The 13,305-nt window shown below is 68.6% G+C and carries 15 protein-coding genes and 1 pseudogene; 2 read left to right on the top strand and 14 right to left on the bottom strand.

Annotated features, from left to right (window positions below):
• Positions 1-21: 21 nt before the first annotated feature.
• From ACSGC5_RS03990 to ACSGC5_RS03970, 5 genes and pseudogenes are all read right to left on the bottom strand, one after another.
• Positions 22-1,536, bottom strand: coding sequence for an ATP-binding protein (locus ACSGC5_RS03990; RefSeq protein ID WP_434969315.1), 1,515 nt, complete (start codon positions 1,534-1,536; stop codon positions 22-24).
• A complete protein-coding gene (locus ACSGC5_RS03985; protein WP_434969314.1) occupies positions 1,533-1,970 on the bottom strand; it encodes a hypothetical protein in 438 nt (145 codons plus the stop codon). The genes ACSGC5_RS03990 and ACSGC5_RS03985 overlap by 4 nt, the downstream gene beginning before the upstream one ends.
• A gap of 33 nt (positions 1,971-2,003) precedes the next feature.
• On the bottom strand, positions 2,004-3,470 hold the full coding sequence (locus ACSGC5_RS03980) for an SCO6880 family protein (protein ID WP_434969313.1): 1,467 nt from the start codon (positions 3,468-3,470) through the stop codon (positions 2,004-2,006).
• 3 nt (positions 3,471-3,473) lie between these two features.
• Entirely contained in the window at positions 3,474-4,628 is a 1,155-nt protein-coding gene (locus ACSGC5_RS03975) for a conjugal transfer protein TrbL (RefSeq protein WP_434969312.1), read from the bottom strand.
• Positions 4,624-4,809, bottom strand: a pseudogene (locus ACSGC5_RS03970) (DUF6112 family protein); the annotation flags it as partial. The gene ACSGC5_RS03975 and the pseudogene ACSGC5_RS03970, both read right to left, overlap by 5 nt.
• A 562-nt stretch (positions 4,810-5,371) precedes the next feature.
• On the opposite strand from ACSGC5_RS03970, the gene ACSGC5_RS03965 reads away from it, so the two are divergent.
• Positions 5,372-6,304, top strand: a complete 933-nt coding sequence (locus ACSGC5_RS03965) for a hypothetical protein (RefSeq protein WP_434969311.1) — start codon at positions 5,372-5,374, stop codon at positions 6,302-6,304.
• Here ACSGC5_RS03965 and ACSGC5_RS03960 read toward each other — a convergent pair.
• Genes ACSGC5_RS03960 through ACSGC5_RS03920 form a run of 9 tightly spaced genes read right to left on the bottom strand, consistent with a single transcriptional unit; the run spans position 6,297 to position 12,545 of the window.
• A complete protein-coding gene (locus ACSGC5_RS03960) occupies positions 6,297-6,527 on the bottom strand; it encodes a hypothetical protein (RefSeq protein WP_434969309.1) in 231 nt (76 codons plus the stop codon). The genes ACSGC5_RS03965 and ACSGC5_RS03960 overlap by 8 nt on opposite strands.
• Positions 6,528-6,582: 55 nt before the next feature.
• A complete protein-coding gene (locus tag ACSGC5_RS03955) occupies positions 6,583-6,849 on the bottom strand; it encodes a DUF6112 family protein (RefSeq protein ID WP_434969308.1) in 267 nt (88 codons plus the stop codon).
• 1 nt (position 6,850) lies between these two features.
• Positions 6,851-8,020 (bottom strand): M23 family metallopeptidase, encoded by a 1,170-nt coding sequence (locus tag ACSGC5_RS03950; protein WP_434969307.1) that lies wholly within the window; start codon positions 8,018-8,020, stop codon positions 6,851-6,853.
• Between the two features lie 11 nt (positions 8,021-8,031).
• Positions 8,032-8,703: a hypothetical protein gene (locus tag ACSGC5_RS03945; RefSeq protein ID WP_434969306.1), complete on the bottom strand. Its 672-nt coding sequence runs from the start codon at positions 8,701-8,703 to the stop codon at positions 8,032-8,034.
• Positions 8,703-9,692: a ParB N-terminal domain-containing protein gene (locus ACSGC5_RS03940; protein WP_434969305.1), complete on the bottom strand. Its 990-nt coding sequence runs from the start codon at positions 9,690-9,692 to the stop codon at positions 8,703-8,705. The genes ACSGC5_RS03945 and ACSGC5_RS03940 overlap by 1 nt, the downstream gene beginning before the upstream one ends.
• A gap of 4 nt (positions 9,693-9,696) precedes the next feature.
• Positions 9,697-10,527, bottom strand: coding sequence for a hypothetical protein (locus ACSGC5_RS03935; protein WP_434969304.1), 831 nt, complete (start codon positions 10,525-10,527; stop codon positions 9,697-9,699).
• Between the two features lie 7 nt (positions 10,528-10,534).
• Positions 10,535-10,975, bottom strand: coding sequence for a hypothetical protein (locus tag ACSGC5_RS03930; protein WP_434969303.1), 441 nt, complete (start codon positions 10,973-10,975; stop codon positions 10,535-10,537).
• On the bottom strand, positions 10,972-11,613 hold the full coding sequence (locus tag ACSGC5_RS03925) for a DUF2637 domain-containing protein (protein WP_434969302.1): 642 nt from the start codon (positions 11,611-11,613) through the stop codon (positions 10,972-10,974). The genes ACSGC5_RS03930 and ACSGC5_RS03925 overlap by 4 nt, the downstream gene beginning before the upstream one ends.
• Positions 11,610-12,545 (bottom strand): bifunctional DNA primase/polymerase, encoded by a 936-nt coding sequence (locus ACSGC5_RS03920; RefSeq protein WP_434969301.1) that lies wholly within the window; start codon positions 12,543-12,545, stop codon positions 11,610-11,612. The genes ACSGC5_RS03925 and ACSGC5_RS03920 overlap by 4 nt, the downstream gene beginning before the upstream one ends.
• A gap of 328 nt (positions 12,546-12,873) precedes the next feature.
• On the opposite strand from ACSGC5_RS03920, the gene ACSGC5_RS03915 reads away from it, so the two are divergent.
• Positions 12,874-13,305, top strand: coding sequence for a hypothetical protein (locus tag ACSGC5_RS03915; protein ID WP_434969300.1), 432 nt, complete (start codon positions 12,874-12,876; stop codon positions 13,303-13,305).

Raw genomic sequence — 13,305 nt, 5'->3', positions numbered from 1 at the left:
AACCGGACGTGAGTTCCAGCCTCAACCGGCTTCAGGATTCCTGAACTTACGGGAGTCACCTCTCGCCTTCTGACCTGTCTCGTACATCGCAAGTTCGGCAGGGTGGAGCTGGTGCTGGACGACGAACGAGCGGTTCTTGATCCGCCAGAGCCCCTGCCCGGTGCCGAGACCGGGGAGCAGCCCTTGCTCGGTGCCGGTGAGCCCGAGGGCCTGGGCGGTCGCGCCGAGCTGATCGCTCTCCTGCCGGTAGATCACCCTCGTCTCCGCGTTGGCGAGGAGCGACGAGGCGAGTGCGCGCATCGCCGAGCCCTGGTCGCCTACGTTGTCGAGGTCGCTGAGCTTGTGGAAGATGAGCAGGTTGGCGATGCCGTAGTGCCGCGCGAGCCGCCACTGTGCGTCCATCCGGCGCAGCAGCGCCGGATGCGACATGAGCCGCCACGCCTCGTCGTACACGACCCACCTCGGGCCGCCCGCCGGGTCGAGCAGCGCCGATTCCATCCACGCCGACGAACACGTCATGAGCACGGAGATGAGCGTCGAGTTCTCCGCAACCCGCGACAGGTCTAGCGACACCATCGGCAGCGACGGGTCGAAGCGCACGGTGCTCGGGCCGTCGAACAGTCCCGCCAAGTCACCGGCTACGAGTCTCCGCAGCGCGTGTCCGACGAGTCGGCCGTCCTCGGCGAGCCTGCCATCGTCGTTCTCAGCGTTCGGAGCGAGGATGCGGTCGACCACCATCGGAAGGATCGGCACCTCGGCCGAGCGCACCGCATCGGCGAGCGCGATGTCGACGGCTGTGTGCTCCAGTGGGGTGAGGCCGCGGTCGAGGACGGTCTCGGCGAGTGCGCCGATCAGGTCGCGTCGTCGGGAGGTGACCTGGCTCTGCCACTCGGCATCGCTGAGGCCCGAAGGCCGGTGCCCTTCATCGAGGGGATTCAGCCGCGTAGACATCCCGTGCCCCAGCATGATCGCCCGACCGCCGACCGCCTCAGCGACGGCCGTGTGCTCGCCTTTCGGATCGCCGGGGACGTACACCCTCCGACCGAATGGGATTGACCGTGTATAGAGACTCTTGGCGAGCGAGGACTTGCCGGAGCCGACGATCCCCGCGAGCACGATGTTCGGTGCGGTGATGACGCCCTGCGCGTAGAGCACCCACGGGTCGTAGACGAATGAAGCCCCGCTGTAGAGATCCTGGCCGACGAACACGCCAGCGGAGCCGAGCCCGCCCTCGGCGAGGAACGGATACGCCCCTGCCAGCGTCGCGCTTGTGTCCTGGTGGCGCGGCAGCCGAAAACGGCCGGGCGTGCGGAGTGCCGCGGGCCGCGTCTCGCCGGACGGTGGCAGGTAAGTTGTCGCCCGCCTTGCCTCGCGTTCGGCCTCCCATGTCGCCCGCGCCCGCTCCTGCTGGGCCTTGCGGTCGGCAGTCTCGATCTTGCTCGCCGCCCGCCGTCGCGCCTTCCGCGCGGCGCGGCGCTCGCCCGCCGGGTCGAGCAGGACCGCGGTGTGCAGGCGCTCGCGGTCGCCGGGGCTCATAGTGATAGTCCTCGCCGGGAGCTGATCGGGGGTGCCTCGAACGGGTCGCGGGAGAACGGGTCCAACTCAGGTCGACTGGCGACAGGTGCCGGGTGCCACGCGATGTAGCTCGAATGCTGCGACGCCTGATCGACGGCGGTCTCGGCTGACTGGACGAGTTCTGCGGCCCTACGCAGTGCGTTGGCGGCGGCCCAAGCCTCGTCAACCCCGGCCTCGTGGTCGCCGTTGTCGAGGAACGCCTTGTCCTGGTGCAGGACATGCGCCGCCGCAACCTGCTCCAGCACTTGCTCCAGGGAGCGCAGCGTCCCTAGCAGCTCGCCGACCACCTCATAGGTGTCCTCGGGGTCGGCGAAGGCCCGGCTCGCATGAGCGAGTGCCCGCACCGCCTGGCGGGTCTCCGTGGCGTCCTGCACGGGGTTGCTGAAGGTTGGCATGGCTACTCCTTCCGGGGTCGAGGGCTGGGTGCGTCACACGTCCCGACAGAGCGGGATCGCGGCGACGGCGAATGCGGTGGCCTGCTGGCCGACGAGTCTGCGCGTTTCACAGGACGCCTGGACCGCGGCTTGCTCGATGGCGGCGACGGCGGCATCCAGCTCATCGACCGTGGGCGCGGAGACGGAGATGAGGCCCGTGTAGCGGAGCACGCCGTGCCCCGCGGTGAGGTCGGACTCCTGCTGGAGCACGTCCTGGTACTCAGCCGTGCGCGAGGCGTCCTCGACCTGCCCGATCTTCGCACGTTGGGTCGCGTCGGAGAGCAGACCGACCTTCTTCTTCCGCAGGTCTCGGGCCGCAACATCGGCGCGAACCGGCGTGCAGATGAGCGAGAACGTGCGCTGCACGCCGGAGGTCAGCAGCAGCGGCGCGAGGAATCCGGGGTAGACCTGCGAACGTGGCCACTCGGAGAGCCAGAGCACGGTGTGGTGGGCCGAATCGGTACGCACCCGATCCCAACTCTCGGCGACCGCGACTGGCCCGGCAGTTGCGAGGGAGCGGCCGATGTCGGCGTGCCGCTCCAGCGCGGGCGCGGCAGCCGGGTCGTAAGCGGAGCGCAGGATAACAGCGACTTCGCCGGGCGCGAGCCAGCCGGTCGTGGCGAGGTCCGCAGCTCGCAGCGCCGTAACGAGCGTGGTCATCTCCTGACGCAACACGGCGGCAGCTCCACGGATGCCGCCGCCCGCTGAGCGGATCTGGCGTCCCGAGGCGTTCATATCGAGCGCAATCGAGATGGTCGTCGCATGGCGCTCGCCGGTCGGCCCAGCACGCTCGATCAGCTCCCGGTAGGTGGTCGCAGGCCAGGATTCATCGTCGGTGCCGTGCCTGGCCCACCATTCGGCGAGCCCCGTGCCTGAGTCCGGCAGCGTCCGCTCGCAGACCTGGAGCCGGGCGATCCGGCCTGAGCGGCACGCGGTAGCGAGCACCCGACCCCAGCCGTTGATCCGCCGCTGCTGCTCGCCCGGATCGAGCAGCACGAACGCCGGGTGCGTCACCCCCAGCACCGCGGTCAGGGTCTGAGCGTGGGGGTCGTGCACCATCGCCGCGCCCGTCTCGGGATCGACCCATTCGCGCAGCGCGGTCGCATCGCCGGGGAGCGCGAGCGTGCCGACGGGACGCGGCTTGATGACGCGGCGGCGGAAGATCAACTGCCCAGCGGTGCTCCGCCACATCCAGCGCGACACGATGGGCAGCCAGTCCACGAGCTTGCGCCCGCCCACGGGGACGACCGCGAGCAGCAGACAGCTGAGCCAGATCGGGGATGTCCAGACCAGCCCCATGCCACCGCCCGTGTAGATCGTGGCGACGACCGTGACCACGCCGATGCCCAGCACGATCAACTGCGAGATCGACAGTCCGAGCAGGATGCCACGGTGCGCGAGTCGGGAGAACTGCACGGGGGAGAGCTGCTGCTCGGGAGCCGGAGGGTGCCGGGTGGCCATGTTCTACCCCTTCCTCGGTGCCACGGGTATCGGCGGCGTTGATGTCTCTGCGTGCCCGGCTGCTGCGCCGCCGACCGCGGCACCGACTTTCGGCCCAGTTGTCGCTGCGGCTTTGACAACTTGCGCCCCGACGACGGCGGCGGCCGCAGGCCCGGCCGCTGCTGCCCCGGCACCTGCCGCGCCTCCCGACGCCGCCGCCCCGCCACCGGAAGCGGCCGCCCCGCCACCTGCGCCCGCAGCGCCGCCTGCTGCGCCACTTGCAGCGGGAGCTGTGCTCGGCGCGGGAGGAGTCCCGCCTCTCGCGCCGCTTTGCCCTCCGAGGACGGACTTTGCCGCGTTCGGCTGAGCCTTGACCGGCAGCGGGACGGGTCGGTTGAGCGCCGACTTCGCTTCCTGCTCGCTCGACATCGCGTGGTACATGTCGAAGCCCACGAACGAGATGAACTTGTACGTCAGGTACGGCGCGAACGCGGCGATGAACATCAGCACGACGCCCGAGATCGGGTCACTGATCGAGGCGAGGTCGAGGTCGATGGGCGCGCTGATCTGCGCAATGGCGACGAGGAACACGACGACGATGACGAGCTTCGAGAAGATGAGCGCCACGACGAACGCCGCCCAGCGTCCGAACCAACCCTTCGCGGCATCCCAGGTGAACCCGGCGAGTGCGATGGGCGCGAAGACGATGGCGACCAGCAGCAGCGCCTTACGGATGAGCAGCGTGAACCATACGATGCCCGCACCCGCGATGCCGAGCCCGGCAAGGAAGATCGTGATGATCGCACCGACGCCGGGCGAGGCGATGTTGATCGTCGTCAGCCCAGCGGCGAGCAGGGCCATGCGGTCGCCGATGCCTTCCATCGTGTTGCCAGTCGCCTGCACGATGCCGATGGTGAGCTGATCGGTGACCTCCAACAGGGTCGCGGTGAGGGTGATGGCGACGAACGATCCGAGCACCGACTTGGCGAGTCCCACGCCCGCGCGCGACAGTGCCATCGGATCTCGATGCACGAGCCCGGTGATGAGTTGGAGGCAGAAGAAGACGAGCATGACGAAGATCGCCACCCCGAACAGCACGTTGTAGACCGAGACGTACTGGCTTCCAGTGACGTCGACGAGCGTTGTCGAGTCGAACACCGCCCACACGCTCTCGTACACCGACCTTCCCCCGACCGGCGAGGTGCGGGTTCGAGCTGTTGGCCCCGTAGCCCCAGACCACGGTCGAGATGATGAGGGCGAGGACAGCGAGAATGAGCCCCACCGTCATGGCCGCGCCGACGATGACGCGGAGTTGTTCGATGCCGGGCAACCCGTCGGTATTGGGGTCGATGTCGATCACTTGTGCGCTCCTTGGGACTGGCTAGAGAAGGTCTCTCGCAGTTAGGAGTTAGGTGGGCACGTTGCACCGGACGCTCGATGTCGGCGGGTCGTGGCACGATGACGGCATGAGGACACGACCGCGCGAGGGGCTCAACCTATAGCCCTGGTTCGTCCTTCGCCGAGGGGCAGCGGGCCGGGGCACTGAGCACCCTCGGAGGCCCCGCAGTGTCTCGTACCGACGCCCATGTTCCGCTTCGTATCCGTGTCGCCCGTGGTGACATCGGTCATGCGGAAATCCACGACCACGCCGACGGCGTATGCGATCTGCCGTCGCCCTTTGCGCCCGACGCGCTTTGGCGCGGCCCCGGTCACTGCCACTGGGAGCATCGCTGGGACGGCCATGCCGTCTGCTCCTGCCAGATGTGCCACGGCGGGGAGGGAAACCGGCGCGAACGTCGCCGGGAGCGTCAGCGGGCGCGCTGTGAATTGCGCGCGGCGGCACGTCTGTGGGCGATGGGGCAGTCACTGAGCGACGGATAGGTCGCGCTGCAACGTCGGTAGTCGTCCGTACACTCGGCAACATGACCACCATTGCGGCGCTGCCAACCGGAACTCGTGCACGGCGTCTGCGCCTGCTCGCGGGCGTCATCGAGTTGGCAGGCGGAAAAGTCCGTGAGTTTGTCGCCACTGACCGCATCGCTGAAGCCGTCGGAGCCGAGCTTGCCTTGAGCCGTGAAGATGTCGTCAACGAACTCGAGTTGCTTGACGGCGAACGTCTGCTCACGGCGCACCGTTCGCTGGCCGGGCTGAACGGCGTGTTCGTGACGCCCGAAGGGAAGTCCGCGGCGGAGAGCTTCGATCAGGCGCGGCGTGATGTGATTCTTCGACGCCGCCAACTCCAGGACGACTACTTGCGCTGGCTGTATGACGAGATCGAGGTCAACGGGCGCGGGCCGACGCCTGATGACTTCCTGCGCGGCGGCGCGCACTTTCATGGCGTCGTGTACACAGCAGACGAGTTGATGAAGGCGGGCGCGCGGCTCAAGCAGGAGGCGTACATCGACGGGCCGGAAGCATGGCAGTATGCAGCCCCGCTGCGTCCGCGGCTGACCGCGAAGGGTCGTCACACCGTCGAGCAGGGACGCTCGGTTCACGACCCGGTGCATCCGACGCCGACGCAGCATTTCGAGACGCATGTCCAAGGCCCGGCGAACGTCTCGATTGCTAGCTCCCAGGTGAACCAGGCGCTCACGGTCAGCGACCCCGCATGGGGTGACAAGGTGTCGGCCGTGCTCGATGCTGTGACGCAAGCGATCGGGGCGTTGACGGCAGACGAGTCGGAACAGGTCGCGCAGATGGTTGACGAGGCCCGGCAGGGAGTGTCGGCACAGGAGCCGACGCGCACGAAACAGGCGCTAGTCGCGCTCGGCGGGTTCTTGAAGGACGTGTCATCCGGCGCCCTTGGCGGCATCCTGTCGACGCAGGTGCTCGCGCTCGTCGCGCTCTTTAGCTGATGACCCATCTGAAGGGTGCGCCCGTTGAGACGGCTTCCGCGTACTCCTGAAGCTTGGCCTCGGGAAGGTCCACCTTCGGTCCATGCGTTGCGAAGTCGGCGACGATCACATCTACCGGGAGCCCGGCATGGGTCTCTCGAAACTGTTTGTCCGCGGCCTCAATGGACTCAGCTACCTCAGCAAGCAGCTTCTTGTAGGCGCGCGAGTCGAACTCGATCTTCATGTGCTGAACGCTACGGCGGACCAGCGACATTGAGCCGGAGTCACCGCCCGGCGCGTCAGATGCTCGCGCCGACACCAAGCAGGAAGTTGACCCAGGTGGCGCCGAGGCCGGCGAGGGCGGCAGCGCCGATGGAGACGAGGAGTCCGGTGCGCGCACGGACGGCCGACGAGATGTTGCCGTTCGCCGACGAGATCGCCCACACTGCGGCGCAGATCACGAGCATGAGTACGGCGAAGATGAGCGCGATGGTCAGCAGCGCGCCGACGATGGCGCGCAACTCGGCCTGACCGCCGACCGCTCCGAAGTCCGGGAACACGTCCATGTCACGCAGCACCTTCGGCTGAGCAGAGCGCCGCGGTGCTCGCGGCGTCGAGGTTCTGCACACCGTGCGCGGCAAGCCACGGTTCCGCGTCGACGGCCGAGCTGTTCGCGCCGCCGGGGCGGATCTCGAAGTGCAGGTGGGCTCCGGTGGACTTCCCATTCGAGCCGACGTTGCCGATGTGCTGGCCTGCGACGACACGGTCCCCGACGCTGACGAGCACGCCGTCATCCCACATGTGCGCGTAGGCGGAGGCGATGCGCTCGCCGCCGATGGTGTGCTCGATGATGATGAGGCTGCCGTAACCGCCCGACGGCCCGGCGAAGCTGACCACGCCATCGGCGAGCGCGAGGATCGGCGTGCCGTCGTCGGCAGCCCAGTCGGTGCCTGAAGTGAACGCTCGCTCCCCCGTGAATGGGTCTTCGCGCCACCCGAAGTCGCTCGTGTTCACCCACGTCCCGTTCGGTAGCGGGAACACCAGGGAAGTCGTCTCGTGAACTTCGCCGAGTGGCGTGCCGCCGGGCGTCGCCTCGGCGCGCCGAGTGAGCGCCGCCAGGATCGCCTCGGCGACCGGCTGATAGTTCTGATAGCGGTCGGGATTCGCAGAGACCTCCACCGCTTGCGCCGATTCGCCGGGGTCTAGGCTCTGCCAGTCGGGGATATCGAGCAGCCCGCGCGGCGATGGGTAGTTCGGTCCCTTCGCCCCGCCGTAGAACGCCCGCGCCTGGTACTCGGCGTCCATCAGTTCCTCCACGGTGCCCCAGCCCGCGCTCGGGCGCATCTGGAACAGCCCGAGCGAGTCATGGTCGCTGCCCGCCCCGTCGTTCAGGTAGTCGCCCGACCCCGGAACGGCGCTCGGGTTGGCGAGCATCCGCAGCAGGGATTCTGTGAGCGCGGCCATTAGCGCGACGAGGACGCCCATGCGCCCCACGCCCTCGGTCTGCGCGCCGACCGTGATGATCGTCGCGGCGTGCGTGAGCTGTTGACGCTCGAGCGTCACGGTCGCGCCCGAGCGGGTGGTCGACGTGAGCGATTCGGGAATCGGCCCGACGACAAGCGAGGTTGAAGGTAAGCACGCGGCGAAGGCCGCAGGCGACACGAGCAGACCCACGCCGACGAGGCCCATGGGGAGCACTGCGACGAGGATGGCGATGACCGCAACGAGCTTCTTCATGCGGATGCCGATCAGCGCAGGGGGTTGTCAAGCTCGGAGATGCGAAGCGCGCGGCAGGTATCGAAGGTCGGCTCGCAGGTGATGAAGACGGTGAACGCGACCTCGTGGGAGCTGGTCACGGGCTCGGTGCCGTGGATGCCCTCGCGTTGTCGAATGCCGGTGATCGTGTAGGCGACGGTGCCCGGAAGGATCTGTCCCTCGGCTGCCTGCTCCAGCGCAGTCGCCCACTCGTCCGGCACGAGCACGTCGTTGATGTCGAGCCATTGGCGGGTCTGCATCGTGCGGAGCTGCGCCCAGGCGTCCGCGGTCGGGAGATATGTGCGCACGTCAGAGGCGAGCCCGGCAGTCTCATTGCCGGAGGGGTCGCCCACATCCACGATGACCTGCGCATAATCGGTCGGCCCGAACTCGGTCGCGGTGTCCCAGGCGAACAGCGCGGTGGCGAGGGCGCGCGCGAACGTCTCGGGATCGTCGGACTCACGGACGACGCGCGGCGTGCTCGATGTCGGCGACGGCGTGCTGGTCGACGCGCCGGGAGGATCGCCCGCGGTGTTTCCGGGCGAGGGGTCGGAGCGAGGCGCGAGCAACAGCCCGTAGAGCCCGACTCCGACGAGGACGGCGAGCACGGCGGCACCGACGATCAGGAGGATCATGAGGCGACGGGGGAAGCGAGTCTGCGGCATCAGGCACTCTCCTTGGCGAGACGTTGGCGGGCGGCGCGGGCGGCTCGGGCCGCGTCGAAGAAGCGGACGGTGGCGTCGAGGATCGTCTCGACGTGCTCCCACTGTTCGTCGCTCAGTGCGGTGCCGACCTCGGCGGGGTCGTAGTGCGACCACCACTGATCGAGGTCGTTCCAGGTGAGCGTGAACGCCCGCACCGGGTAGCGAACCGGCACGGGGCTTGTCGCTGGCGCGGGAGTCGGGCCGCGCTTGCGTCCTTGCTTCGCGCGCTCCAGCGCCTCTTGAGCGAGCAGCTCCAGCTCGCCGGGCGGCTCGGGCTCATCCTGCGGGATCGCGAGCATGGCGATGGTGCGGGCGTGCGCCGTGGTGATCGACGCGCCCCGGTCGATGGCGTCGAGTTCGGAGCGGGCGAAGCTGCGCACATCCTCCGGCTGGCGGGGGTCGTTCGCGATCCGCTGGAGATCGTTGATCTGCTCCAGGCTCGTGTACGACTTGCGCCCGGTGACCATGATCGCGGCCTGCGCACGGGACTTGCCAGGGGCACCGATCAGCGGTGGTGCCGTGACGGCACCACCGGTCGTTCCGGCGATATTCCCGCCCGCACCGAACTGCGTCGCCGCCTGACGACGGGCGGCATCCTCGGCCATGAGCGTCTTCAGCTCGCGGTACAGCGCCGCGGCCTCGGTCTGTGTGAACGGCTTGTGCAGCACGTTGTCGGCCTGCTCAGCCATGAGCCTCTGGAGCCGGTCGCTGATCCCGGAGCGCACGAACACGTTGACCTTCTTGTAGCCGAGCTTGCGCAGGGCGGCAATGCGGCGAGCGCCGCACACGAGCACCCCCTCCGGCGTCACGGTCGGGGGCTGGAGCAGTCCGTCACGTTCGATGGATGCTGCGAGTGCGTCGATGTCGCCCAGCTCCACGCGATGACGGCTGCCGACGACAATGGAGTCGATGGTGCGCTCCAGCTCGATGTGCCCGGTGCTCGCCGCCATGCGCTCACCTCGCCCCCGCCGGAGTGGGCGCGTTCAGGCCGAGCAGCAGCACGAGGTCGTCATCGGTGAGCAGCGCGCGCAGGGGTTCGCCGACAAGAAGGCGGTACAGCACGCCGCGGCCGACGGCGGTGCGGGCCTGATCGGGATCGGGGTTGCCGAGGATCGCACGGAGCAGCGCGTTCCAGCTCGTCGACGACAGATCGAGCACGGCCCGAGCGTGTGGGTCTCGCCGAAGCGACTCCGCTGCGCTCGCCCGCGACGGCGCTTCGCCGAGTCGAGTGCAGATGTGCTCGATGGCCGCGCGCGCCGTCTGCTCCGGCCAGTCGAGCAGCGTCAGTAGCTTGATCGCGTCCTCGACTGCACGGACGACGGCAAATGCCTCGTCGTCCGATTCGTTCTCGTCCTCACCCGCGGGCGCGACCTGCAACGCTTCGTGGTAGTCGGTGAGCGGGTTCTCCCGGTCGCTGAACCGCTCCGGGTCGTGGAAACCGCTGTATTGCGGCCTGCGTGCCTGATGCGTCGAGCACAGCAGTCCGTTGCCTCGTTCCTCGGCGATCAGTGTGACCTGCACAGCACGGGTGACGACTGCCCACGGATCTTCCGCGTTGCGCACGGCCGGGGTGAGCATCGCGTCGAACGCGGCGCTCGCCGCCTCCCACGGGTCGAGGCCGTGCTTTCGCGCGAGGCTCGCGTACCGACCCGCCGTGTACTCCATGAGCGCCGCGACATCCACGTCGCGCTGCCACGCGCCTTTCCCATCGTCGTGCAGACGCTCCAGGAGCGCGCGCAGTCCCTCCGGAGTGCGGAACGACGTGGGAGCGGCCTGGGCAGACATGGCGCGCTCACAGGCGGCGGAGCGGGTCGCGGCTGACAGAGGACTGGTGCGCGGGCGACTGCCCGAACGCGGAGAGCGGCGCGATGCCCTGGGCACGCGCCCGGATGCCTGGCCGGGTCACCGGAGTTGCCTGCGGCGAGGTCTGCCGACGCTCCTCGACGCGGCGTGCCAGCTCGGTGCGCAGGTCGATGCCGCGTCCGATCATGCGGGCCGAGGCGGACGGGAGCAACTCGGTCGGGCGCACCCACACCACCTGGCTGCGGTCGTGCTCTGCGCTCAGGCGCTTCAGGAGTGGGTGGCCGTCGCGCCACGTCTGTGCGGCGAGCCACGGGTCGGTGTGGCGCGCCAGTTCCGAGATCTCAGCAGCCTCGCTCGGAGTCGGCTTCAGCGTGTGGAGGACATCGGCAAGCCGACGGGCGTGCTCGTCTTCCGGCAGCTCATCGTTCACAGCGCCCCTCCTTCCGATGCAGAGGCGCGCGCGGGCGTCGCCAGCCAACGGCCGACCGTGGACGGATGCACCCCGGTCGCACGAGCGATGGCGGTGTTCGTCATGCCGTCCTCCTTCATCCGCAGAGCGAGTTCTCTAGGAGCAAGGTGCGCAGGCGCTTCCGGCGACAGGTACTCGACCGCGCTCGACACCAACTCGGCCGTCTGCGTCGGCGGCTCTCCACGGAACCGTCGAGTGAGCACCACCGTCAGGTGCGTGATCGCCAGTAGCACGAGCGGCGGAACTGCGGCGACCGATCCCGCGAGCGCAGAAGGAACGTCGGCGTCAGCGGCGACGACCGCGTGGATCGCGTTGGCTGCGACCGAGACCGCGGCACCGGCCATGAGCAGCAGCCACGGATACCAGGCGGCACGCTGCCCCGCGAGCGCGACGACGGACACCGTGGCGACGACGATGATGCCGTCCACGATGAGCGGCCACGCCCACGCCTGGCTCTCATCGACGCCGGAGCGTCGCGCGAGGTCGGCGAGCGCCGTGAACGACAGCCAGAAGGCGGCCGCGGCGATGAATACGGTCCCAGCTACCGCCGTCCACACGGCGATCCGCCCGCGCGGCTGTTGCGTGCTGCCGGGAATCACGAGAGCACCTGACCCGATGAAGGCTGAGCTGCATGGCTGGGCACGGAACTGGCGGCGGGCGCGGACGGTGCGCCCCTCGCTACGCGGTGCGCCGAGCGGATCGTCGTCTCGATCTCCGGCGCGGGCAAGCCTGCGCGCTCGGCAGCCGGCCCCAGCGCGGCACGCACGCGGTCGGGCGGGATGCCCGCCTCGATGAGTCGACACGAGGCCCAGAACAGGCCGCGGTTGCGCTCGCCCTCGCCGCGCATCTCGACCCAGCGGGCGATCCGCTCCACGTCAACGCCGTCCGTTCGCTCGACAGGCATGACGGGCATCGGGCGCGCCGGTCGCGGATCGAGGAACTGCCGCAGCGCGCGGGCATCGACGGGAACCGCATCGCCTCGCCCGGAGCCGATGAGGGCATACGCACTCGGCCCCGCATCGGTGGCGATGATCGAGGGCGGCACGATGACGTAGCCGCCCGATCCCCGGAAGTCGATGCCAGCACGCGCCACCTGCCAGGACGGCTGCATCAGCTCGGGATCGGCCGGGTAGTAGGCATGGACTCCACCCGAGGGCGTGCGGATGAACGCGGCCCAGCGATCCGTCAGCCCCTCGCGCCGGGCCAGCTCGAACGCTGCGAAGCCGCGGATCGCCCCGTGCACGTCGACATCCACGACCTCCAGCCCGGAGATCTGGCCCGTCGGCATCCCGATGTTGGCGCGCGGCCACCGCGCCCACCAGCGAGCGACCTGGCGCGGTTCGGTGCTCGCCTCGTGGAATCCCCGCTGGGTCAGCGGGCGCTTGCCTCCTGTGACGCAGGGAAAGACCGGGATGCCTGCCTCGGCGTAGCGACACGCTGCGGCGCTCGGCGACAGGCCGGTGAGCGAGGCGAGCAGGGCGGCGGCATCCATCGGCTGGCGCTCTCCACGCGAGACTTCCGGCATCGTCATCTCGGCACCTCCTCTGACCTGGTCGTGAGCCGTGGGGCTCTTGTCGATCAGGTGCGCCGGGGTTCCCAAGAGACGGTCGCCGTCCGACGGGCAACGCAGTCAGGCTCCGGGGTCGCGCCGTGCTCATGGAATCGTCCCCTCCCGCTCACCGGGAAGCCGTGTTGAGCATGCTCAAACTCTCCCGCGATTCCGTTCTAACACCGCACGTTGAGCATGCGCAACGGTTGATTTGCGCATGCTCAACGGGTAGATTGAGCATGCACAACTACCCTTGGGCCTGGGCTACGTCGATGCCTTGGCCCTCCCGAAGGGAAGGGGGTCAGCGACGATGACTGAAGACGAAAGTCAGGCTGCGGCTCACGACCTCGCCAAACGCCTGCGACTTCTGATGGATGTCGCTGTCGCCGAGTCCGGTTCCGAACCGACCTACTCGCAGATCGCGGAGCATCTGAGACAACGTGGCATCAGCCTGTCTCGATCACGATGGACGTACATGGTCAACGGCCATCGATACGTTCAAGACACCGCAATCTTCGAGGGACTCGCGGACTTCTTCGGCGTTGATGCTGCCTTTCTTGCCGGGGAGAGCGGCGTGGCTATCCCGGAGAAGGTCTCCGCCCAACTCGACCTCGTGCGTTCGATGCGTGCAGCGAAGGTGAAGTCCTACGCTGCTCGCACGCTCGGCGACATCTCGCCGAAGGCGCTCCAAGCCATCAGCAAGTTCTTGGATGAGGAAATGATGCGAACACCCGAGCACTGA

It is taken from the genome of Microbacterium sp. bgisy207 (assembly GCF_965345035.1).
Taxonomy (GTDB): Bacteria; Actinomycetota; Actinomycetes; order Actinomycetales; family Microbacteriaceae; genus Microbacterium.
The sequence above is the reverse complement of the archived record's forward strand: the minus strand, read 5'-3'. Positions and strand labels throughout refer to the sequence as shown.

What these genes read in the sequence shown, in the direction of transcription:
- ACSGC5_RS03950 (WP_434969307.1), bottom strand. Translation starts at nt 8,020, where the DNA reads ATGAAGAAGCTCGTTGCGGTCATCGCCATCCTCGTCGCAGTGCTCCCC.
- ACSGC5_RS03915 (WP_434969300.1), top strand. Translation starts at nt 12,874, where the DNA reads ATGACTGAAGACGAAAGTCAGGCTGCGGCTCACGACCTCGCCAAACGC.
- ACSGC5_RS03960 (WP_434969309.1), bottom strand. Translation starts at nt 6,527, where the DNA reads ATGAAGATCGAGTTCGACTCGCGCGCCTACAAGAAGCTGCTTGCTGAG.
- ACSGC5_RS03935 (WP_434969304.1), bottom strand. Translation starts at nt 10,527, where the DNA reads ATGTCTGCCCAGGCCGCTCCCACGTCGTTCCGCACTCCGGAGGGACTG.
- ACSGC5_RS03920 (WP_434969301.1), bottom strand. Translation starts at nt 12,545, where the DNA reads ATGACGATGCCGGAAGTCTCGCGTGGAGAGCGCCAGCCGATGGATGCC.
- ACSGC5_RS03980 (WP_434969313.1), bottom strand. Translation starts at nt 3,470, where the DNA reads ATGGCCACCCGGCACCCTCCGGCTCCCGAGCAGCAGCTCTCCCCCGTG.
- ACSGC5_RS03965 (WP_434969311.1), top strand. Translation starts at nt 5,372, where the DNA reads ATGACCACCATTGCGGCGCTGCCAACCGGAACTCGTGCACGGCGTCTG.
- ACSGC5_RS03990 (WP_434969315.1), bottom strand. Translation starts at nt 1,536, where the DNA reads ATGAGCCCCGGCGACCGCGAGCGCCTGCACACCGCGGTCCTGCTCGAC.
- ACSGC5_RS03940 (WP_434969305.1), bottom strand. Translation starts at nt 9,692, where the DNA reads ATGGCGGCGAGCACCGGGCACATCGAGCTGGAGCGCACCATCGACTCC.
- ACSGC5_RS03955 (WP_434969308.1), bottom strand. Translation starts at nt 6,849, where the DNA reads ATGGACGTGTTCCCGGACTTCGGAGCGGTCGGCGGTCAGGCCGAGTTG.
- ACSGC5_RS03945 (WP_434969306.1), bottom strand. Translation starts at nt 8,703, where the DNA reads ATGCCGCAGACTCGCTTCCCCCGTCGCCTCATGATCCTCCTGATCGTC.
- ACSGC5_RS03985 (WP_434969314.1), bottom strand. Translation starts at nt 1,970, where the DNA reads ATGCCAACCTTCAGCAACCCCGTGCAGGACGCCACGGAGACCCGCCAG.